The organism is Enterobacter sp. MF024, from assembly GCF_005843915.1.
Classification (GTDB): Bacteria; Pseudomonadota; Gammaproteobacteria; order Enterobacterales; family Enterobacteriaceae; genus Enterobacter; species Enterobacter barmai.
The window spans coordinates 1-21438 of record NZ_VCBB01000022.1; the positions used below are offsets into that span (position 1 = coordinate 1).

Genomic DNA, 21438 nt, shown 5'->3' on the forward strand with positions numbered 1-21438 from the left:
CAGTTATTCCTGGCTTGCAAGTGCAAAGTGAAAATTATTTTCCAACCGCTCACTTTCCAGGCAAATCCGTATCTGGATTGCTATTTTTGCCTGGTTTTTAAACAAAAACGAGCCCCGCAGAGCTCGTTTTTGTCGTTTTGTGACTTACTGCACTGCCACAATCTGGTCGTCTTTCTTCACCAGTTGAATGGTTTTGCCCGGAAGCAGCTTCCCTGAAAGGATTTGCTGCGCCAGCGGGTTTTCTATCTGCTGCTGGATGGCGCGTTTTAAAGGACGCGCCCCGTAAACAGGATCGTACCCATTCGCACTCAGCAGTTGCAGCGCATCATCCGCAATCTGCATTTCATATCCACGCTCTTCCAGACGTTTATACAAACGCTGCAGCTGAATACGAGCAATAGAAGCAATGTGTTTTTCACCCAGCGGGTGGAAGACCACGACTTCATCGATACGGTTGATGAACTCAGGACGGAAGCTGTGGCTTACCACACCCAGCACCAGATCCTTCATATGACCGTAATCCAGTTCACCGAAGCGTTCCTGAATCAGATCGGAACCCAGGTTCGAGGTCATAATAACCACTGTGTTACGGAAATCGACCGTTCTGCCCTGCCCGTCCGTCAGGCGACCATCATCCAGCACCTGCAGCAGAATGTTGAAAACATCCGGATGGGCCTTTTCAACTTCGTCCAGCAGGATGACGGAGTACGGGCGACGGCGAACCGCTTCTGTCAGATACCCACCTTCTTCATAACCGACATATCCTGGAGGTGCCCCCACGAGACGCGACACGGAGTGTTTCTCCATAAACTCAGACATGTCGATACGCACCATCGCATCATCACTGTCGAACATAAAGTTCGCCAGCGCCTTACAGAGTTCTGTTTTACCCACACCGGTCGGCCCCAGGAACAGGAAGGAACCAATCGGACGGTTAGGATCCGACAACCCCGCACGGCTACGGCGAATAGCGTTCGATACCGCTTCAACCGCTTCATCCTGCCCAATCACGCGATGATGAAGGTCTTCTTCCATGCGCAGTAATTTGTCGCGCTCGCTCTCCATCATTCTGGCTACCGGGATCCCTGTCCAGCGCGCCAGTACTTCAGCGATTTCAGCATCCGTCACTTTATTGCGTAACAGACGCATGGTTTTACCTTCAGCCTGAGTTGCTGCTGCCAGCTGTTTTTCCAGTTCCGGAATTTTGCCGTACTGCAGCTCGGACATTTGCGCCAGGTCGCCCACGCGACGTGCCTGCTCGATGGCGATCTTTGCCTGCTCCAGCTCGGCTTTAATGGTCTGGGTACCGGAGAGGGAGGCTTTTTCGGCTTTCCACTCTTCTTCTAACACTGAATACTGGCGCTCTTTATCGTCCAGCTCTTCATTAAGCATATCCAGGCGCTTTTTACTCGCTTCATCAGACTCTTTCTTCAGCGCCTGCTGTTCAAGCTTAAGCTGGATGATACGGCGATCGAGTCGGTCCAGCTCTTCCGGCTTGGAGTCAATCTGCATACGAATACTGGAAGCTGCTTCATCGATCAGGTCGATCGCTTTGTCAGGCAGCTGTCGATCGGCAATATAACGATGCGACAAAGTTGCAGCCGCCACGATGGCCGGGTCGGTGATCTGCACATGGTGGTGCAGCTCATAGCGCTCTTTCAGACCACGCAGAATGGCGATGGTATCTTCCACTGAAGGCTCAGCCACAAACACTTTCTGGAAGCGACGTTCAAGAGCGGCATCCTTTTCGATGTACTGACGATATTCATCAAGCGTGGTGGCCCCGACGCAGTGCAGTTCACCACGTGCGAGCGCCGGCTTCAGCATGTTCCCGGCATCCATAGCGCCGTCGGCTTTACCGGCGCCTACCATCGTGTGCAGTTCATCGATGAACAGGATGACGTTGCCTTCCTGTTTCGCCAGATCGTTGAGCACGCCTTTCAAGCGTTCTTCAAACTCACCCCGATATTTAGCACCTGCCACCAGCGCGCCCATGTCCAGCGCGAGTACACGGCGGCCTTTCAGACCTTCGGGGACTTCACCGTTGACGATACGCTGGGCCAGCCCTTCGACAATGGCGGTTTTACCGACGCCCGGTTCACCAATAAGCACCGGGTTATTTTTGGTACGGCGCTGCAGGACCTGAATCGTACGGCGGATCTCTTCATCACGCCCGATGACCGGGTCAAGCTTGCCCTGTTCGGCACGCTCAGTCAGGTCGACGGTATATTTCTTCAATGCCTGACGCTGGTCTTCGGCACCCTGATCGTTCACGCTCTCACCTCCGCGCATCTGTGCAATCGCCTGGGTCACGTTGGCGGTGGTTGCGCCGGCCGTTTTCAGCAGGTCGGTTAAGGTGCCACGTGATTCAAGCGCCGCCAGAACAAAGAGTTCTGACGAAATAAAGTTGTCGCCGCGTTTTTGCGCCAGTTTGTCGCAAAGATTCAGTACGCGAACCAGATCCTGAGACGGTTGTATATCTCCGCCTGTGCCCTCTACCTGCGGTAAACGGCTCAGAGCCTGATCGATGGCTGTGCGTAACTGCCCCGCATTAACACCGGCAGATGTCAGTAAAGGACGTACCGATCCCCCTTCCTGATTCAGCAAGGCGCTCATTAAATGAAGTGGTTCAATAAACTGATTGTCGTGCCCCAGTGCGAGAGACTGGGCATCGGCGAGAGCAAGCTGGAATTTATTAGTAAGACGATCCAGACGCATAACTCCTCCCATAACAGGTCAAAATTGCTACTGGAGATTAAATGAGGTCATCCCTCAATTATTCAAGGTGAATGACCTGAATTATGCGAAAAGAAAACGGCGCGTGCCGGATCGTCTTGATTCTATAGGTTATATCAGCCAAATGAAACTTGCCATACGCCCGGTCGTCTTGTCGCGACGATAGGAAAAGAAATCATCCTTTTCGGTGAAGGTGCAGCGATCGCCGCCATAGATCTGGCTGATGCCAAGGTTCGTCAGGCGCTGGCGGGCAAGCTGATAAATATCCGCCATGTATTTATCTCCCGCCGCGCAAAAAGCATTTTCCGCCTGCGGGTCGTGCGCCATAAAGGCCTCGCGCACTTCCGGGCCCACCTCAAAGGCTTGTGGCCCAATGGCCGGGCCAAGCCAGGCGATGATGTTATCCGCACTGTCAGCGAAGCAGGCGACAGTCTCTTCCAGTACGCCAGCGCACAATCCGCGCCAGCCAGCATGGGCTGCGGCAACTTCGGTGCCCGCACGGTTGCAGAAGAGCACCGGCAGGCAGTCGGCGGTCATGACGGCACAAACTGTGCCCGGAGTATTGCTGTACGAGGCATCAGCACGTTTCGAAGCGTAGGGTTCTCCGCTGAGCCGGAGCACAGCGGTACCATGCACCTGTTCAAGCCAGACCGGTTTCGACGGCAACTGGCCCGCAGCAAACATGCGTTTGCGATTCTCTTCAACATGCTCGAGATTATCGCCACAGTGAGCGCCCAGGTTTAATGATTCCCAGGCTCCCTCACTCACGCCCCCGATACGGGTTGAACTACAGGCTGCCACGCCCTCTGGCGCGGGCCACTCCGGGACAATCAGTTTGGTCATAACCAGTCCACGTCATCCTTATGTTCTTCAAAATCGGCACGCATAGCGTCGATAAGTTCCACCATATCCTGTGGGATCGGCGCGTGCCACTCCATCTCGATACCGGTGATCGGATGATAGAGACGCAGCATGGTGGCATGCAAAGCCTGACGGTCGAATTTACGCAGCATGGCGATGAACTCTTCGGATGCGCCTTTCGGCGGACGCGGACGGCCACCATAAAGCTGATCGCCCACCAGCGGATGGGTGATATGCGACATATGGACACGGATCTGGTGAGTACGGCCCGTTTCCAGACGCAGACGCAGGCGCGTATGAATGCGGAAATGCTCCATGATGCGGTAGTGCGTCACTGCCGGTTTACCCATTGGGTGGACAGACATATGGGTACGCTTGGTCGGATGGCGGCTGATAGGCTGCTCAACCGTCCCGCCCGAGGTCATATGACCAATGGCCACCGCTTCGTACTCGCGGGTGATTTCACGCAGTTGCAGGGACTCCACCAGACGCGTTTGCGCCGGAATGGTCTTCGCCACGACCATCAGGCCGGTGGTGTCTTTATCCAGACGGTGAACGATCCCCGCACGCGGTACGTCAGCGATCGGCGGATAGTAGTGCAGCAGCGCATTCAGCACCGTGCCATCAGGATTACCTGCGCCAGGGTGTACAACAAAATCGCGCGGCTTATTGATGACCAGGATGTCGTCGTCTTCGTAGACGATATTCAGCGGGATATCCTGCGGCTCAAAACGGACTTCTTCTTCGATATCAGCATTGATGGCGACCACTTCCCCACCCAACACTTTCTCTTTTGGCTTGTCCCAGATCTTGCCATTTACCATCACGCGCTGGTCAAGGATCCATTCTTTTATGCGTGAACGCGAATAATCAGGGAACATTTCGGCCAAAGCCTGATCTAAGCGTTGTCCGAGCTGTTTTTCGGAGACTGTTGCGGTGAGTTCTACTCGTTGTGCCATAGACTGCTTCTTCGTTTAACGTTGGGTTTTACGGCTTTGCCGTTTAATATAGTGTGCTATTGTAGCTGGTCTTAATCGGGAGCAGGAAAGAGATTCTCCCGGACAAACATTTGAGGAAAGTCAAAACGTCATGACGCGCATGAAATATCTGGTGGCAGCGGCCACGTTGAGCCTGGCTTTGGTAGGCTGCTCCGGTTCGAATGAACAGGTCCCTGACAATCCGCCGAATGAAATCTATGCGACTGCTCAGCAAAAGCTGCAGGACGGTAACTGGAAACAGGCGATAACGCAACTGGAAGCGCTGGATAATCGCTATCCATTTGGCCCGTATTCCCAGCAGGTACAATTGGATCTGATCTACGCCTACTATAAAAATGCCGATCTGCCACTGGCCCAGGCGACGATTGATCGCTTCATGCGTCTGAATCCGACCCATCCGAATATCGACTACGTGATGTACATGCGCGGGCTGACCAATATGGCGCTGGACGACAGTGCGCTGCAGGGCTTCTTCGGCGTCGATCGTTCCGACCGTGACCCTCAGCATGCGCGCGATGCGTTCAATGACTTCTCCAAGCTGGTTCGCGGCTATCCGAACAGTCAGTACGTAACGGATGCCAGCAAGCGTCTGGTGTTCCTGAAAGACCGTCTGGCGAAATACGAATACTCTGTGGCGGAATACTATACCCGCCGTGGCGCATACGTTGCCGTCGTGAACCGTGTTGAAGGCATGCTGCGTGATTATCCGGATACCCAGGCAACACGTGATGGCCTGAAGCTGATGGAAAATGCCTATCGTGAGCTGCAGATGACATCTCAGGCTGAAAAAGTGGCGAAGATTATTGCCGCCAACAGCAGCAGCTCCTGATCATTCAGTAAGATGCAAAACGGCAGCCCAGTGGCTGCCGTTTTTTTATCCGTTTTCGTACTAAGCTGAAGCGGTTTAGCCCGCACCAATCCTATCAACTATGGCCGCAATTTCTTCCTTCGACAAGGTAAATCTTACTTCTTCCTGTCCTGCCTCACAAAAAGAATCCGTTGACAAAAAGTGACATTAAAATGTGATTTACATCACACATTTTGACATTAGGAACGGTATGCTGGAATCACCAAGACGGGAAAGACAAGAGGTAAAATTTATGACAATGAACATTACCAGTAAACAAATGGAAATTACTCCGGCAATCCGCCAGCACGTCGCAGACCGTCTCGCCAAACTGGATAAATGGCAAACACACCTGATTAACCCGCATATCATTCTCTCTAAGGAGCCACAGGGTTTCATCGCTGACGCAACTATCAATACTCCAAACGGCCATCTGGTCGCCAGCGCGAAACATGAGGATATGTACACCGCCATCAACGATTTGATCAACAAGCTGGAACGGCAGCTCAATAAAGTGCAACACAAAGGTGAAGCCCGTCGCGCCACAACATCGGTGAAAGACGCCAGCTTCGCAGAAGAAGTTGAAGATGAGTAATCCCTTACATTGAGTCTATCGCCAACGCGCCTTCGGGCGCGTTTTTTATTGACAGGGTGAAAACAGTGCAGGTACTTTAAGTCTGTCTTCTGAAGGAATCATCCATGACCGTTAAGCCGTTCTTCTTCGCATTCTTTTTTACCTTCCCCTGATTGGGAGGCGTTTCGTCGTGTGATAAAGAATGCGAAGACGAACAATAAGGCCTCCCACACCGGGGGGCCTTTTTTATTGATAACGATAAATGACAAAGGCAACGCTATGACATCGGAAAACCCGTTACTGGATCTGCGAGATAAGATCAGCTCACTGGATGAAAAACTGCTTTCGCTGCTGGCTGAACGCCGTGCGCTTGCCGTCGAGGTAGGTAAAGCAAAGCTGGCATCACATCGCCCGGTACGTGATATCGACCGTGAGCGCGACCTGCTGGAACGCCTGATTAACCTTGGCAAAACGCACCATCTGGATGCGCACTACATCACCCGCCTGTTCCAGCTGATTATCGAAGATTCCGTCCTGACCCAGCAGGCGCTGCTGCAGCAGCATCTGAACAAAACCAATCCGCACTCGGCGCGTATTGCCTTCCTGGGGCCAAAAGGTTCCTATTCCCACCTCGCGGCAAGACAGTATGCTGCCCGCCATTTCGAAGAGTTTATTGAGAGCGGCTGCGCGAAGTTCGCCGATATTTTCAATCAGGTGGAAACCGGCCAGGCGGACTACGCTGTCGTACCGATTGAAAACACCAGCTCCGGGGCGATCAACGATGTTTACGATTTACTTCAGCACACCACCCTGTCATTGGTCGGCGAACTGACGATCCCTATCGACCACTGCGTGCTGGTCTCCGGGACGACCGACCTCGACAAAATCAAAACGGTTTACAGCCACCCGCAGCCCTTCCAGCAGTGTAGCCAGTTCCTGAACCGCTATCCGGGCTGGAAAATTGAATATACCGAGAGCACCTCGGCAGCCATGGAAAAGGTCGCTCAGGCCAATTCCCCTGCCGTGGCCGCACTGGGCAGCGAAGCGGGCGGCGCGCTGTATGGATTACAGGTGCTGGAACGTAACCTGGCCAACCAGACGCAGAACATTACCCGTTTCATCGTCCTGGCACGTAAGGCGATCAACGTTTCCGATCAGGTGCCGGCGAAAACTACCCTCTTGATGGCAACGGGTCAGCAGGCCGGTGCGCTGGTTGAGGCCCTGCTGGTGCTGCGTAATCACAATCTGATTATGACCAAGCTGGAATCGCGCCCTATCCATGGCAACCCGTGGGAAGAGATGTTCTATCTCGATATTCAGGCCAACCTGGAATCTGCATCCCTGCAGAAAGCCCTGCGCGAACTGGGTGACATTACCCGTTCAATGAAGGTGCTTGGCTGCTATCCAAGCGAAAACGTCGTACCGGTCGATCCGGCTTAACGCGTAATAAACGGCCCCTTTTTCACCCCTGCCACACTGACGGGCAGGGTGAAAATGGCACCGGAAAGAGGATATTCCGCCACTTCCTGCGGATCCATATTCTCGCGGGTGGTGGTGATAAACAGCGTTTGCATATCTTCACCACCGAAACAAACCATCGTCGGGTAGCGCACCGGCAAACGATACTCTTCCAGCTGCTCGCCCTGCGGTGAAAAACGCGCGATGCGCCAGCCGTCAAACAGCGCACTCCAGTAACAGCCCTCCACATCCACCGCTGCGCCGTCCGGTATCCCCTCTCCCGGCTGGAACCGGCGAAAGACTTCCCGTTTACCCGGTTCGCCCTGCTCATCCAGCGGCGTACGGTAGATAACCGCGTTGGGCGTGTCTGAGGTGTACATCCAGCGCCGGTCATCGCTGAATGCCAGGCCGTTATGACCGTGGATATCACACTGGATAACCTCAGGCGTGAGGTCATTGTCGATGCGCATCAGCAAGGCGCCGTTGTAATCCCCCGGCGCCCAGAACGTGCCCGCGTAGAAGCGGCCAAAGTGATCGGTTCCCCCGTCATTAAAGCGCGCCAGCTGCGGGTTCGATGGGTTATCACACACTTTTCGCTGCAGCAGCCCGTGCTTGTCCGCCAGCCAGATGGCGTTGCGCATGGCGACAATAAAGCCCCCTCCTTCGCGCAGGGCAAAACAGCCCACCTCTTCGTGGAAGGATAAAACGCTGTGTTCACCTGTCGACAAATGGTAGCGGTGGATCTCGCCTTCCAGAATATCCGCCCAGTAGAGCGCGTTTTCTGCATCGCTCCAGGTCGGGCATTCCGGTAGATGCCCCGTGTAATCAAACAGTATCTGTGGTTCAGCCATGACAAATCCCCAAAATGAAAAAAGCCAGCAGTGCTGGCTTTCAGTATATACATCATCGGATTACTGGCGACTGTCATTCGCCTGTCGCAGCAGGATGCGGCTTTCGCTCTGGAAGCGTTGGGCGTAATCGCCAAACCAGTGCTCGACCTTACGGAAACTGTCGATAAAGGCCTGCTTATCGCCCTGCTCGAGCAGAGTGATCGCCTCGCCAAAACGTTGGTAGTAGCGTTTAATCAGCGCCAGGTTGTTGCCCGAGGACATAATAATATCCGCGTACAGCTGCGGATCCTGGGCAAACAGCCGCCCGACCATCGCCAGTTCAAGGCGATAAATAGGGGACGACAGCGACAGCAGTTGCTCAAGCTGCACGTTCTCTTCCGCCAGATGCAGGCCATACGCGAAGGTCGCGAAGTGACGCAGCGCCTGGATGAAGGCCATGTTCTGATCGTGCTCGACGGCGCTGATACGGTGCAGTCGCGCGCCCCATACCTGAATCTGCTCCAGGAACCACTGGTAGGCTTCTGGTTGACGACCATCGCAGTAGACCACAACCTGCTTCGCCAGGCTGCCGCTGTCCGGGCCGAACATCGGGTGAAGGCCCAGCACCGGGCCATTATGCGCGGCCAGCATCGCCTGCAGCGGACCATTTTTTACCGAGGCCAGGTCGACCAGAATACAGTCTTCCGGCAGCGGTGGCAGTCTGGCAATAATCTCTTCAGTAACGTGAATCGGTACGCTGACAATAACCATACCGGCATCGGCAACCATCGCTTCCGCCTGAGCCCAGTCCTCTTTTTCAAGGATGCGCACCTGATAGCCGGAAAGCGTCAGCATCTTCTCGAACAGACGCCCCATCTGCCCGCCGCCACCGACAATGACCACCGGGCGCAGCGTTGGACAGAGGGTTTTAAATCCCTTGTCGTTTTCGCTGGAGTACGACTCACGCATCACGCGACGCAGCACATCTTCAATCAGATCCGGCGAGACGCCCAGCGCCTGGGCCTCTTTACGGCGTGAAGCCAGCATGGAGGCTTCACGCTCCGGCACGTAAATCGGCAAGCCGTATTTACTTTTGACTTCACCCACCTCGGCGACCAGCGCCATGCGGCGTGCCAGCAAATCCAGCAGCGCCTTGTCTACCTCATCAATTTGATCGCGCAGGGCGGTCAATTCAGCAACCATAACTAACCTCTTAAGCCAGACGCGTCGCCAGCTGGCCGTTCAAATCTTTGTGGATCTCACGCAGCAGCGCATCGGTGGTTTCCCAGCTGATGCAGGCATCCGTCACGGATACCCCGTGCTGCATGGCGCTGCGTGGCTGCTCAGATGACTGATTGCCTTCATGGATGTTGCTTTCAATCATCAGGCCAATAATCGAACGGTTGCCATCTTTAATCTGCGCAACGACGGATTCCGCCACCGCAGGCTGACGACGGTAATCTTTATTGGAATTACCATGACTGCAATCTACCATCAGCGCCGGACGCAGTCCTGCCTGTTCCATCTCTTTTTCACACTGAGCAACATCTGCCGGGCTGTAGTTTGGTGCCTTACCGCCGCGCAGGATAACGTGCCCATCCGGGTTGCCCTGGGTCTGCAGCAGGCAAACCTGGCCTGCCTGGTTGATGCCGACAAAACGGTGCGGCATGGCAGCGGCGCGCATGGCATTAATGGCTGTCGCCAGGCTGCCGTCGGTACCGTTTTTGAAACCGACCGGCATAGAGAGGCCCGAGGCCATTTCACGGTGCGTCTGCGATTCAGTGGTACGCGCACCGATTGCTGACCAGCTGAACAGGTCGCCCAGGTACTGCGGGCTGTTTGGATCCAGCGCTTCTGTTGCCAGCGGCAGTCCCATGTTAACCAGCTCCACCAGAAGATTACGCGCAATCTTCAGACCGGCTTCCACATCAAACGAGCCATCCATGTGCGGATCGTTAATCAACCCTTTCCAGCCGACGGTGGTACGAGGTTTTTCAAAATAGACGCGCATGACCAGGTAGAGGCTATCGCTGACCTCCTCGGCCAGGGCTTTAAAACGATGCGCATATTCGATGGCGGCTTCTGGATCATGAATAGAGCACGGACCACATACCACCAGCAGACGCGGATCGCGCCCGGCAATAATGTCGGAAATGGTCTGGCGGGAGTGCGCTATTTGCGCCTCTTGCTCAACGCTCAGCGGGAATTCCGCCTTCAGTTGATCCGGAGTGATCAAAACATGTTCATCGGTAATGTGTACGTTATTAAGCGCGTCTTTTTGCATGATTGCGATCCTGGAAGCTCGTTTGCGATAGTTGTTTCCTCACTGAGGAAGCCCAACGATACCACAACAAGTAAAGATTTCAATCCAAAATCCGTAAACAATACTTTACAACATGCAGTTTTAAGCAAAAAACATCCGATTAAGCCGTAACGTAAAAATTACAGCCTGCATTCTTTACGCCAGGCTATGCTCAATGGAAAAAGGAGAATGTCTTATGCGCCTGATTGTTATCCCGCTTCTGGGTCTGCTGCTAACTGCCTGTCAAATCGATCCTTACACTCATCAGCCGACATGGACGGGCACCGACTGGTATGATGCCGGTAAAGAAGATGCCATGAATGGCGTGGCCGCTAAATCCAGTGAGTCACTTGCCGCGAATTTTAATGACTCTAAGGTGGATCGCTCTGCCTATCTCAGCGGTTATAAAGAGGGGCGCGAGAAAATATGTCAGGAGAATTTCGTTTATGCCTGGGGATTAGCTGGGAAAATATTCCCCGCCAGCTGTGATACTGCGGATAACGCCACTCAACTTCGAACCGCCTGGCAGCAGGGAATGGATGAAGGAACAAAAGCCAGTCGCTTAAATTAATATCGCCAACACGCACTCTGTAAAATAAAACGCCAGATTTTACTTAAGTCACTAAACAGAATTTCGGCGTAATGACTGCCCACGTAAAAAATGGTATTCTTGCGCCGAAACTCAAGGGCAAATATTTCCAGAGTGGTATGGCGGATTCTGGTGGGTAACTTTCTTCTCATTTCCTGGTGCCGGGTAGCCCTGGTGCTGATGCTGTTATTATCCTGCGAACAGGCTATTGGCGGAACATTATCCAGAACGGATAAATCGGTACGCTCAATTGTCTCCGGGATCGTCAGTTATACCCGTTGGCCTGCCCTCTCTGGTCAGCCAACCCTGTGCATTTTTGCCTCTTCCAGTCACGTTGAGGCGCTCAGTGCTCAGGGCCCGGATGCACTGCCCTACATTCCCGTGATTATCCATAGCGATCAGGAAGCACTGGGAGCAGGTTGCAACGCGCTCTATTTTGGCAGCGAGTCTCCGACCGCCCAACTTGAATTAAGCACCGCCTTCAATTCCAGGCCGTTGCTGTTAATTGCCGAGCAAAATTCGCAATGCGTTATTGGCAGTGCTTTTTGCCTGATATTTGATAATACACAAGTCAGATTTTCCGTAAATCTGGATGTGCTGTCGCGCAGCGGAGTCAGAGTCAATCCTGATGTGTTAATGCTTGCACGGAATACGAAGGATGAATAAGGAATTTACATCAGCGCCTCGTCTGACGTTCAAAAGGACTCTGAGGCGCATCAGTATAATTAGCGTCCTCATTACGATGACGCTGGTCTGGTTATTATTGTGCATCGCTTCGGTGGTATCACTGAAACAGTACGCACAACGAAACCTTGAATTAACCAGCGCCACAGTGAGTCGCAGCCTGGAGGCGACGCTGGTGTTTAATGATACGACCGCCGCCAACGAAGCGCTGGCCACACTCGGCAAACAGGGGCAGTTTTCTTCTGCGGTACTGCTGGACCGCTACGATCATCCTTTTGCTACATGGACGATGGGGCCGAACGATCGGGCCGATCCCCTCAGTAAACTGGTCAGCCAGTGGTTATTCCCTCAGCCCATCCGCCAGCGCGTCTGGCACAATAACCTGCCGATTGGTGAGTTACACCTTACCGCGCGTGACAGCCTGATCAGCCACTTCCTCTGGACTTCCCTGGCGGTGTTAACCGGCTGCATCCTGTTTGCGGCCATGGTGGCGTTAATCATCACCCGCACCCTGCATAACGGCGTTGTCACCGCCCTGCAAAACATAACCGAGGTGGTGCACGACGTCCGGTCAAACCGTAACTTCTCCCGCCGGGTATCCGAGGAGCGCATCGATGAATTTCATCGCTTCGGTCAGGACTTCAACAGTCTGCTGGATGAAATGGAGGAGTGGCAGTTAAAGCTGCAGGCCAAAAATGCCCAACTGCTGCGCACCGCCATGCACGATCCGCTCACCGGTCTGGCGAATCGGGCGGCTTTCCGTACCAGCATCACGGCGCTGATGAATGACTCCTTAGCGCGGACCAATTCCGCCCTGCTCTTCCTGGATGGTGATGACTTTAAGCTGATTAACGATACCTGGGGGCACGCCGCCGGGGACTGTGTACTGATTGAAGTGGCCCGCCGCATGGTCGAGTTTAGCGGCGAGCGTCATCAGCCCTATCGTCTGGGCGGGGATGAATTCGCCATTATTCTGTATGGCATCCATTCGGAACACGAGGTCCTGCGCCTCTGCGCCGCGCTGACGCAACAGTTCAGCCCGTCTTATGACCTGCAAAACGGCCTCAGCACCAGAATGTCGCTCAGCATTGGCTTCGCGCTGAGCTGGGAGCATCACTCCGTTGAAACCTTACTGGATCAAGCCGACCGGAATATGTATCTGGTGAAGCATCAGCGTTCTAAAAACACTGCATAGAAGGGAACACATTATGTTAAGGCGATACGCCGCACCGCTGTTGATGGCATCAATGCTGCTGGCGGGATGCCAGGCGCCGCAGGGCAAATTTACCGCTGAACAGATTGCCGCCATGAAATCATACGGCTTTAACGAGACTAACGGCGACTGGTCGCTTGGCCTCTCTGCGAAGATCCTGTTTGGTAAAAACGAGTACCAGCTGCGCCCGGAAAGCGAACAGCAGATTAAAAGCATGGCATCGCGTCTTGCGGCCACGGGCCTGAAGCACGCCCGGATGGACGGACATACGGACAACTACGGCGAAGAGAGCTACAACAAAGACCTCTCCCTGAAGCGGGCTAACGTGGTTGCCGATGCCTGGGCTCAGGGTGCAGGTATTCCCCGCAGCAATCTGACGACCCAGGGCTTAGGTAAACAGTACCCCGTTGCGGACAACAAAACTGCCCAGGGACGTGCTGAAAACCGTCGCGTTGCGGTGGTGATCGGCACGCCCTGAGTCATTACTCTGGCGTTCCGGCCAGGGCTAATCCTGATGCCGCCCTCCAGCGCAGCCAGTCAATAACGATAAACAGCGCCAGGCTGCATCCCATGACTGGCATCGCCAGCCCCAGTAATACGGCGATACCGACAGAGACGCACCGCCCCCACAGCGGCAACGCCAGCCAGCTCTGACACAGAGTCTGCGCGGGATCGGTTGCCGTCTGACGGGGCCTGCGCATCCACCACATCCGGTATCCCCACACAATCATCACGCACAGCGCGACGCCAAAGGCGATCAACACCAGCTGGTTAGGCAGACCAAACAGCACGCCCATATGGAAATCCACCCCCCAGCGGGTCAATTTGGCCATCAGCGGGTAATCCGCAAAACGGGTATGATCGATGACCGCCAGGGTCGCGGGGTCAACGGCCACCGCATCCACCTGCGTCGGCCAGCGACGATCGATCTCCGTCACCGTCCACGCCGTCGCATCACTCTTCGCCGGGCGGATCTCCAGCTTCGTGGCCTTGATACCTGCCGCATTCGCCGCCTGTAGCACGCCGTCGTAGAGCGCCGGATCGGGCTTCATCTCCGGCATGGGCATCGACATGTGATGACCGTGATGATCGGCATGCGGATCGGCGATTTCCGCCGGGCCGTGCAGCTGCGTTTTCACCTGCGGTGTGAGCCAGTTCATCTCTGCCCGCAGCTTATCCACGTTACCGCCCGCCCACTGGGACCAGGTCAGGCCGGTCGCCGAGAACAGCAGCATGCCCAGCAGCAGACACCAGCCGAGGGTGACGTGCAGGCGACGGCGGTTCTGGAAGCGGTTATTGATACGCCGTTTTGGCCGGGTATAAAACCACAGCGCAATGCCCCCCAGCGCGGCAATCCACATCCACGACGCGGCCAGCTCGCTGTAGAGACGCCCCACGTCACCCAGCATCAACGACTGATGCAAATAATCGATTGTCTGGCGGAACGGCAAAATACCGCTGGTGCCATAGACGGTCATATCTCCCCGAACCTCAAGACTGACCGGATCGATAAAGATGGCCCGGTTCTCTGAGGCCTTCAGCGCCGGGTCGGCATACATTACCCGGGTAGTGTCGCCATCGGCCAGACCCGGGCGAACCGCATGCAGGCGCAGCTCTCCGCCAGTCACTTTTTCCGCGACAGCGATCTGCTCCGCAAGAGGACGCGCTGTCCCTTGGGCCTCGCTGAACAGGGCATGATGATAAAGCGCATTTTCCAGCTGCGGTGTGGCGACATACAGCGTACCGGAGAGCGCGGCGATAAAGATAAATGGCCCGACAAACAGACCAATATAGAAGTGAAGACGACGCAGCAGGTTGCCCCATGCAGCGCGCGAAGTGCAGGTAGTCATGCTTTCCCTTTTTTAGGCAAAAAGTTATCGGTACACCGGGGTGCACGTTTTTTTAAATGGAATAAGCAGACAGGCGCGGAGGGGCTCGCGTATCGGGGCAGAGCCAGGGGAAGAAATGCCAGTGGCGGACGGCAGGACGCGGTGGCGTCAGTTGCTGTCTGAGTAATACCGCGCACAGCAGCATCACCAGCGCCAGCATCACCCCCGGAACATGGGCCAACAGCACGCAGTAACCACAGGCTTCGGCGTGGTCGACCGGCATGGTTTCGGAGGGGGCATGGTGCTCAGTCATCATAGTCATCTCATGATGCATGCCGGGCATCGCGCTCATGGGATCTTTTTGCAACGAGACAGAGACGAGCGGCGCAAAGACGATCATCAGGATCGCAAATAACGCGAGGCCTGCCGCGATACGTTGCCATGTTGCCTGATGCTGTTTAGTCGTCACTTACCCTCCGTTGAAGCAGAGGCATTGTAAACGATTTATGACGAAGACGTTAACGTGCAAGGCACACAGAGATAAAAAAAGGGCCGGCCTTTCGGCCAGCCCTTTTTACAGGATGTCGCACAAGCGAATCTTAGTTCAGACGCTCTTTAATACGAGCAGACTTACCAGTACGCTCACGCAGGTAGTACAGTTTAGCTTTACGTACAGCACCACGACGTTTAACAGCAATGCTGTCAACTACCGGAGAGTGAGTCTGGAAGACACGCTCAACGCCTTCGCCGTTGGAAATTTTACGAACAGTGAATGCAGAGTGCAGACCGCGGTTACGGATAGCGATAACCACGCCCTCAAATGCCTGCAGACGTTTTTTGGAACCTTCAACAACCCATACTTTCACTTCCACGGTATCACCCGGACGGAAGGAAGGTACGTCCTGCTTCATCTGCTCTTGTTCAAGTTGCTTAATAATGTTGCTCATAATTTAATCTCTTATCCTGGGTAAACTGATATTTGGGGGCCTCAGGCCATCCCATCATGTTTCTGCTGCTGGTGCGCGTGTTCAGTTTTGAACTCGGCCAGCAACTTTGCTTGCTCTTCAGTCAGAGCCAGGTTTTCCAGAAGTTCAGGTCTTCTAAGCCAGGTACGGCCCAGCGACTGCTTCAGACGCCAGCGACGAATCTCAGCATGGTTTCCCGACAGCAATACCGGCGGTACTTCCATCCCTTCTAACACTTCAGGACGGGTATAGTGTGGACAGTCCAGCAATCCATCAGCAAAAGAGTCTTCTGTTGCTGAAGCTTCATGGCCCAGAACGCCCGGAATGAACCGGGAAACTGAGTCAATCAGCGTCATTGCCGGTAACTCACCACCGCTGAGAACGTAATCGCCGATAGACCATTCTTCGTCAATCTCGGTTTGAATTACGCGCTCATCTATCCCTTCGTAGCGACCACACACCAGAATCAGTTTCTGATTCGTTGCCAGTTCGCTGACGCCCGCTTGATCAAGCTTGCGTCCCTGAGGTGACAGATAAATCACCTTTGCGCCTTCACCTGCCGCGGCTTTTGCTGCTGCGATGGCATCCCGTAAGGGTTGAACCATCATGAGCATCCCCGGTCCGCCGCCGTAAGGACGTTCGTCCACGGTACGGTGCCGGTCATGAGTGAAGTCACGCGGACTCCAGCTTTCGATGCTCAGCAGGCCATTTTTTACTGCCCGGCCAGTTACCCCGTAATCAGTAATCGCGCGGAACATTTCAGGAAACAGGCTAACGATACCTATAAACACAAGCCAATCCCCATAGCGCCGTCTTTTACCGTTTTCAGGAGAATTTAAAAACCAGGATCCCAATCTACTTCGATAGTACGAGTAGCGAGATCGACTTTCTTGATAACCTGCCCATCGAGGAACGGAACCAGCCGCTCCTTGATGCCAAACGCATCTTTCAGGTTTGCCTTAATGACGAGAACGTCATTCGATCCGGTTTCCATCATATCGATGACTTTTCCCAGACCGTAACCTTCAGTGGTGACCACCTGGCAACCGATAAGGTCTTTCCAGTAGTAACCATCATCCAGCTCAGGCAGCTGCGACGAATCCACGACAATTTCACAATTAGTCAGCGCATTCGCGGCATCGCGATCGTCAACGCCTTTCAGCTTGATAACGATGTCCTGATTGTGGTGACGCCAGCTTTCCAGCTCGACTTCCTGCCACTGACCCGCCTTCTGGATAAACCAGGGCTGATAGTCAAAAATGCTTTCGGCGTCTTCGGTGGAAGAAAACACTCTGAGCCAACCACGGATACCGTAGCAAGAACCCATTTTGCCCAATACAATCGGTTCAACAGGTGCTTTTTTGCTCATCATGACCACCGTGACAGATTAAGCTGCTTTGTTTGCTGCTTTGATCAGCGTAGCAACGCGATCGGAAACGGTAGCGCCCTGGCCAACCCAGTGAGCGATACGATCCAGATCCAGACGGGTTTCTTCTTCTGCGCCAGCGGCCAGTGGGTTGAAGAAACCAACGCGCTCGATGAAGCGACCGTTGCGTGCATTACGGCTGTCAGTAACAACAACCTGGTAGAACGGACGCTTTTTCGCGCCGTGACGTGCTAAACGAATAGTTACCATAACATCCTCTTGTGTGAATAAAACACCGGGCCCCATCGAGGGAAGGAGCCCGGTGTCATATTAAAAGCCCGAAAATTTTACTGATTTTTGGGGAAAATGCAATCAGCAGTTGCTAATCCACCGTAATAAGGCTGTCGGCGGTGCAGCCAGTTTGGTGCCAGCGTGCGCGCAGCCACCGGAGCGTACACGCTGTACGTGAGGATGGCGAGCACACCCCGGTGCCAAAATGGCAAACAAGCCAGGCCAATTAGCGACCAGGGAAGCCTGGTGGCATCATGCCCTTCATGCCGCGCATCATTTTGGCCATCCCGCCCTTCTTCATTTTCTTCATCATGCGCTGCATGTCGTCGAACTGCTTCAGAAGGCGGTTAACGTCCTGAACCTGCATCCCACAACCCGCCGCGATACGCCGTTTACGGGAGCCTTTAATGATTTCTGGCTTCGCGCGCTCTTTCAGCGTCATGGAGTTGATAATCGCCTCCATCCGCACCAGAACCTTGTCGTCCATCTGCGCTTTCACGTTATCCGGAATTTGCCCCATGCCCGGCAGCTTGCCCATCAGGCTCGCCATACCGCCCATGTTTTTCATCTGGCGCAGCTGCTCCAGGAAGTCGGTCAGATCGAAGCCGTCGCCTTTTTTCAGCTTGGAGGCCAGCTTCTCGGCCTGCGCACGGTCGACTTTGCTCTCGATATCTTCGATCAGCGACAGCACGTCGCCCATGCCGAGGATACGGGAGGCAATACGATCCGGGTGGAACGGCTCCAGCGCTTCGGTCTTCTCACCGACGCCGAGGAACTTAATTGGCTTGCCGGTGATATGACGAATAGAGAGCGCCGCACCGCCGCGGGCGTCGCCGTCCACTTTGGTCAGCACCACGCCGGTTAACGGCAGCGCTTCATTGAACGCTTTGGCTGTGTTCGCCGCATCCTGACCGGTCATGGCGTCGACAACAAACAGGGTTTCTACCGGATTGATCGCGGCATGCACCTGTTTGATTTCGTCCATCATCGCTTCGTCAACGTGCAGACGACCGGCGGTATCCACCAGCAGCACGTCGAAGAACTTCAGCTTCGCCTCTTTCAGCGCTGCATTAACGATGTCGATCGGTTTCTGTCCGACGTCGGACGGGAAGAACTCCACGCCAACCTGTTCGGCCAGGGTTTCCAGCTGTTTGATCGCCGCCGGGCGATAAACGTCGGCAGAGACGACCAGCACTTTCTTCTTGTGCTTCTCGCGCAGGAATTTACCCAGCTTACCGACGCTGGTGGTTTTACCCGCACCCTGCAGACCGGCCATCAGCACCACCGCTGGCGGTTGCGCCGCGAGGTTCAGGCTCTGGTTCTCTTCGCCCATCGCCGAAACCAGTTCGTTACGGACGATTTTGACGAACTCCTGACCCGGGGTCAGGCTCTTGTTAACTTCATGACCAACCGCTTTCTCTTTTACGCGGTTGATGAAATCACGGACGACCGGCAGCGCGACGTCTGCTTCAAGCAGCGCCATGCGCACTTCGCGCAGCGTCTCTTTGATGTTGTCTTCGGTAAGGCGTCCACGGCCGCTGATGTTGCGCAGCGTGCGCGACAAACGATCGGTTAAATTATCAAACATTGTCTCTCGCCTGGGGTAGAAACGTTAGGTCGCTGGCGCGACACGTACACAGAATTTTGCCGGAGTATAACATGAAGGCGCCTTTGTTGTTATGCAACGGTTGGAGCACGCCTCACGTAACGTTATACTGCATCTCTTTCTAATCAGGACAACTGTCGACACCTATATGCCTGTTTTCGCTCTGATCGCCCTCGTCGCATACTCTGTCAGCCTCGCGCTGATCATTCCTGGCCTGCTGCAAAAAAACAGCGGCTGGCGGCGAATGGCTATTTTGTCGGCGGTCATCGCGTTGATAAGCCACGCTTTTGCCCTCGAAGCGCGCATTCTGCCAGGCGACGGCAGTGGGCAGAACCTGAGCCTGCTGAACGTCGGCTCGCTGGTCAGCCTGATGATCTGTACGGTGATGACCATCGTGGCCTCGAAAAACCGCGGCTGGCTGCTGCTGCCGATTGTCTACGCCTTTGCGCTGATCAATCTGGCCTTTGCCACCTTCGTGCCGAACGAGTTCATCACCCATCTTGAGACCACGCCGGGCATGATGGTGCATATTGGCCTGTCGCTGTTCTCCTATGCCACGCTGATCATTGCCGCGCTATATGCCCTCCAGCTGGCCTGGATTGACTACCAGCTGAAGAACAAAAGACTGGCCTTCAGTAACGAAATGCCGCCGCTGATGACCATCGAACGCAAGATGTTTCACATCACTCAGGTCGGGGTGGTCCTGCTGACGCTGACCCTGAGTACCGGCCTGTTTTATATGCACAATCTCTTCAGCATGGAGAATATCGACAAGGCCGTGCTCTCCATCATCGCGTGGTTTGTCTATATTGTCCTGTTATGGGGCCATTATCATGAAGGCTGGCGCGGTCGCCGCGTGGTCTGGTTCAACGTGGCGGGAGCAGGCATCCTGACCCTGGCCTATTTTGGTAGCCGCGTCATCCAGCAACTCGCCGGCTAAGCAACAAAGGAGTTCCCCCTGGAACACATCTCCACTACCACGCTGATCGTTACCCTGATCGTGATGGTAGTTATCTCCGCCTATTTCTCCGGCTCGGAGACCGGCATGATGACGCTCAACCGTTACCGGTTACGTCATCGCGCCAAACAGGGTAACCGCGCTGCGCGTCGTGTAGAAAAACTGCTGCGTAAACCGGACCGCCTGATAAGCCTGGTGCTCATCGGCAACAACCTGGTCAACATTCTCGCCTCCGCGCTGGGCACCATTGTCGGCATGCGCCTGTACGGCAATGCCGGGGTCGCTATCGCCACCGGGGTGCTGACGTTCGTGGTGCTGGTCTTTGCCGAAGTGTTACCGAAGACCATCGCTGCCCTCTATCCTGAGAAGGTCGCTTATCCCAGCAGCTTCCTGCTGGCGCCGTTACTGATCCTGATGATGCCGCTGGTGTGGCTGTTAAACGGCGTGACCCGGGTGCTGATGCGCATGGTGGGTATCAAAGCGGATGTGGTGGTCAGCAGCGCGCTGAGCAAAGATGAGCTGCGCACCATCGTGCACGAGTCGCGCTCGCAAATCTCCCGCCGCAATCAGGATATGCTGCTGTCGGTGCTGGACCTGGAGAAGGTCAGCGTGGATGACATTATGGTGCCGCGCAATGAGATCGTCGGTATCGACATCAACGACGACTGGAAAGCCATTGTCCGTCAGCTGACCCACTCCCCGCACGGCCGCATCGTGCTGTACCGGGATTCACTGGACGACACCATCAGCATGCTGCGCGTGCGTGAAGCTTATCGTCTGATGACCGAGAAAAAAGAGTTCACCAAAGAGGTGATGCTGCGCGCGGCGGATGAGATCTACTACATCCCGGAAGGCACTCCGCTCAGCACCCAGTTGATCAAATTCCAGCGTAATAAAAAGAAAGTGGGCCTGGTGGTGGATGAGTATGGCGATATCCAGGGCCTGGTGACGGTAGAGGATATTCTGGAGGAGATTGTCGGCGACTTTACCACCTCCATGTCCCCTACCCTTGCCGAAGAAGTCACGCCGCAAAACGACGGCTCGGTGCTGATTGACGGCAGCGCGAACGTTCGTGAACTCAATAAAGCCTTTAACTGGCAGATGCCGGAAGAGGAAGCCCGGACCATTAACGGCATGATTCTGGAAGCGCTGGAGGAGATCCCGGCGGCAGGCACGCGGGTGCGGATTGGTCAGTATGATATTGATATCCTGGACGTACAGGACAATATGATTAAGCAGGTGAAGGTCGTGCCGGTCAAACCGCTCAGGGAGAGCATCGCGGAGTAAAACGTAGTGCCGGGCAGGCGACGCCGCCACCCGGCACTACGGGA

General features: G+C 54.8%; 23 protein-coding genes and 1 other annotated feature. Of the genes, 10 read left to right on the top strand and 13 right to left on the bottom strand.

Annotated features, from left to right (window positions below; translation table 11 throughout):
• Positions 1–144 precede the first annotated feature (144 nt).
• The 3 genes from clpB to rluD form a co-directional block, all read right to left on the bottom strand.
• Positions 145–2718, bottom strand: a complete 2574-nt coding sequence (gene clpB / locus FFB58_RS21900) for an ATP-dependent chaperone ClpB (protein WP_039030107.1) — start codon at positions 2716–2718, stop codon at positions 145–147.
• A 129-nt stretch (positions 2719–2847) separates the two neighbouring features.
• Positions 2848–3579: a purine nucleoside phosphorylase YfiH gene (yfiH, locus tag FFB58_RS21905; RefSeq protein ID WP_039030106.1), complete on the bottom strand. Its 732-nt coding sequence runs from the start codon at positions 3577–3579 to the stop codon at positions 2848–2850.
• A complete protein-coding gene (gene rluD, locus FFB58_RS21910; protein WP_039030105.1) occupies positions 3576–4556 on the bottom strand; it encodes a 23S rRNA pseudouridine(1911/1915/1917) synthase RluD in 981 nt (326 codons plus the stop codon). The genes yfiH and rluD overlap by 4 nt, the downstream gene beginning before the upstream one ends.
• Positions 4557–4686: 130 nt before the next feature.
• Between rluD and bamD the strand changes: the two genes are divergently transcribed.
• The 4 genes from bamD (at position 4687) to pheA (ending at position 7456) form a co-directional block, all read left to right on the top strand.
• Complete coding sequence (bamD, locus tag FFB58_RS21920; RefSeq protein ID WP_039030104.1) at positions 4687–5424, top strand: outer membrane protein assembly factor BamD; 738 nt, start codon at positions 4687–4689, stop codon at positions 5422–5424.
• A 271-nt stretch (positions 5425–5695) separates the two neighbouring features.
• Positions 5696–6037, top strand: coding sequence for a ribosome-associated translation inhibitor RaiA (gene raiA, locus FFB58_RS21925; protein ID WP_032613238.1), 342 nt, complete (start codon positions 5696–5698; stop codon positions 6035–6037).
• 103 nt (positions 6038–6140) lie between these two features.
• Positions 6141–6266: a sequence feature (Phe leader region), on the top strand.
• A complete protein-coding gene (locus FFB58_RS22960; protein ID WP_193767862.1) occupies positions 6142–6189 on the top strand; it encodes a hypothetical protein in 48 nt (15 codons plus the stop codon). (Overlaps the previous feature by 48 nt.)
• Before the next feature lie 29 nt (positions 6267–6295).
• Positions 6296–7456 (top strand): bifunctional chorismate mutase/prephenate dehydratase, encoded by a 1161-nt coding sequence (gene pheA / locus FFB58_RS21930; protein WP_039030103.1) that lies wholly within the window; start codon positions 6296–6298, stop codon positions 7454–7456.
• On the opposite strand, the gene FFB58_RS21935 is transcribed toward pheA, so the two are convergent.
• The 3 genes from FFB58_RS21935 to aroF are packed head-to-tail and all read right to left on the bottom strand — an operon-like array spanning position 7453 to position 10588.
• Positions 7453–8325 carry an SMP-30/gluconolactonase/LRE family protein gene (locus FFB58_RS21935; protein ID WP_039030102.1) on the bottom strand — a complete coding sequence of 291 codons (873 nt, stop codon included), beginning with the start codon at positions 8323–8325 and terminating at the stop codon, positions 7453–7455. The two genes, pheA and FFB58_RS21935, sit on opposite strands and share 4 nt — an antisense overlap.
• 60 nt (positions 8326–8385) lie before the next feature.
• Positions 8386–9507 (bottom strand): bifunctional chorismate mutase/prephenate dehydrogenase, encoded by a 1122-nt coding sequence (gene tyrA / locus FFB58_RS21940; protein ID WP_039030101.1) that lies wholly within the window; start codon positions 9505–9507, stop codon positions 8386–8388.
• Positions 9508–9517: 10 nt separating this feature from the next.
• Positions 9518–10588, bottom strand: a complete 1071-nt coding sequence (gene aroF, locus FFB58_RS21945) for a 3-deoxy-7-phosphoheptulonate synthase AroF (protein WP_039030100.1) — start codon at positions 10586–10588, stop codon at positions 9518–9520.
• A 214-nt stretch (positions 10589–10802) separates the two neighbouring features.
• Between aroF and FFB58_RS21950 the strand changes: the two genes are divergently transcribed.
• The 4 genes from FFB58_RS21950 (at position 10803) to FFB58_RS21965 (ending at position 13570) form a co-directional block, all read left to right on the top strand.
• A complete protein-coding gene (locus FFB58_RS21950) occupies positions 10803–11177 on the top strand; it encodes a DUF2799 domain-containing protein (RefSeq protein ID WP_138370989.1) in 375 nt (124 codons plus the stop codon).
• A 198-nt stretch (positions 11178–11375) separates the two neighbouring features.
• Entirely contained in the window at positions 11376–11861 is a 486-nt protein-coding gene (locus FFB58_RS21955; RefSeq protein WP_231568133.1) for a YfiR family protein, read from the top strand.
• Entirely contained in the window at positions 11854–13074 is a 1221-nt protein-coding gene (gene dgcN, locus FFB58_RS21960) for a diguanylate cyclase DgcN (RefSeq protein WP_138370990.1), read from the top strand. Before FFB58_RS21955 ends, dgcN begins: the two co-directional genes overlap by 8 nt.
• A 13-nt stretch (positions 13075–13087) precedes the next feature.
• Entirely contained in the window at positions 13088–13570 is a 483-nt protein-coding gene (locus tag FFB58_RS21965; RefSeq protein ID WP_039030097.1) for an OmpA family protein, read from the top strand.
• 4 nt (positions 13571–13574) lie between these two features.
• Here FFB58_RS21965 and FFB58_RS21970 read toward each other — a convergent pair whose 3' ends face one another.
• The 7 genes from FFB58_RS21970 to ffh form a co-directional block, all read right to left on the bottom strand.
• The gene (locus tag FFB58_RS21970; protein ID WP_138370991.1) at positions 13575–14942 is read right to left on the bottom strand and encodes a PepSY-associated TM helix domain-containing protein; all 1368 of its coding nucleotides are present in this window, start codon (positions 14940–14942) and stop codon (positions 13575–13577) included.
• A 52-nt stretch (positions 14943–14994) separates the two neighbouring features.
• Complete coding sequence (locus FFB58_RS21975) at positions 14995–15390, bottom strand: DUF2946 domain-containing protein (RefSeq protein ID WP_286172815.1); 396 nt, start codon at positions 15388–15390, stop codon at positions 14995–14997.
• Positions 15391–15520: 130 nt separating this feature from the next.
• Positions 15521–15868 carry a 50S ribosomal protein L19 gene (gene rplS / locus FFB58_RS21980; RefSeq protein ID WP_002914145.1) on the bottom strand — a complete coding sequence of 116 codons (348 nt, stop codon included), beginning with the start codon at positions 15866–15868 and terminating at the stop codon, positions 15521–15523.
• Positions 15869–15909: 41 nt separating this feature from the next.
• Complete coding sequence (trmD, locus tag FFB58_RS21985; RefSeq protein ID WP_039030094.1) at positions 15910–16677, bottom strand: tRNA (guanosine(37)-N1)-methyltransferase TrmD; 768 nt, start codon at positions 16675–16677, stop codon at positions 15910–15912.
• Positions 16678–16721: 44 nt separating this feature from the next.
• Entirely contained in the window at positions 16722–17255 is a 534-nt protein-coding gene (rimM, locus tag FFB58_RS21990; protein ID WP_039030123.1) for a ribosome maturation factor RimM, read from the bottom strand.
• A gap of 18 nt (positions 17256–17273) precedes the next feature.
• Positions 17274–17522: a 30S ribosomal protein S16 gene (gene rpsP / locus FFB58_RS21995; RefSeq protein ID WP_003863133.1), complete on the bottom strand. Its 249-nt coding sequence runs from the start codon at positions 17520–17522 to the stop codon at positions 17274–17276.
• A gap of 247 nt (positions 17523–17769) precedes the next feature.
• Entirely contained in the window at positions 17770–19131 is a 1362-nt protein-coding gene (gene ffh / locus FFB58_RS22000) for a signal recognition particle protein (RefSeq protein WP_039030093.1), read from the bottom strand.
• Positions 19132–19297: 166 nt separating this feature from the next.
• On the opposite strand from ffh, the gene FFB58_RS22005 reads away from it, so the two are divergent.
• Together FFB58_RS22005 and FFB58_RS22010 are read left to right on the top strand one after the other, a co-directional pair.
• Positions 19298–20089 (top strand): inner membrane protein YpjD, encoded by a 792-nt coding sequence (locus FFB58_RS22005; protein ID WP_039030092.1) that lies wholly within the window; start codon positions 19298–19300, stop codon positions 20087–20089.
• An 18-nt stretch (positions 20090–20107) separates the two neighbouring features.
• Positions 20108–21394 (top strand): HlyC/CorC family transporter, encoded by a 1287-nt coding sequence (locus tag FFB58_RS22010; RefSeq protein ID WP_039030091.1) that lies wholly within the window; start codon positions 20108–20110, stop codon positions 21392–21394.
• The last annotated feature ends 44 nt before the right edge of the window (positions 21395–21438 follow it).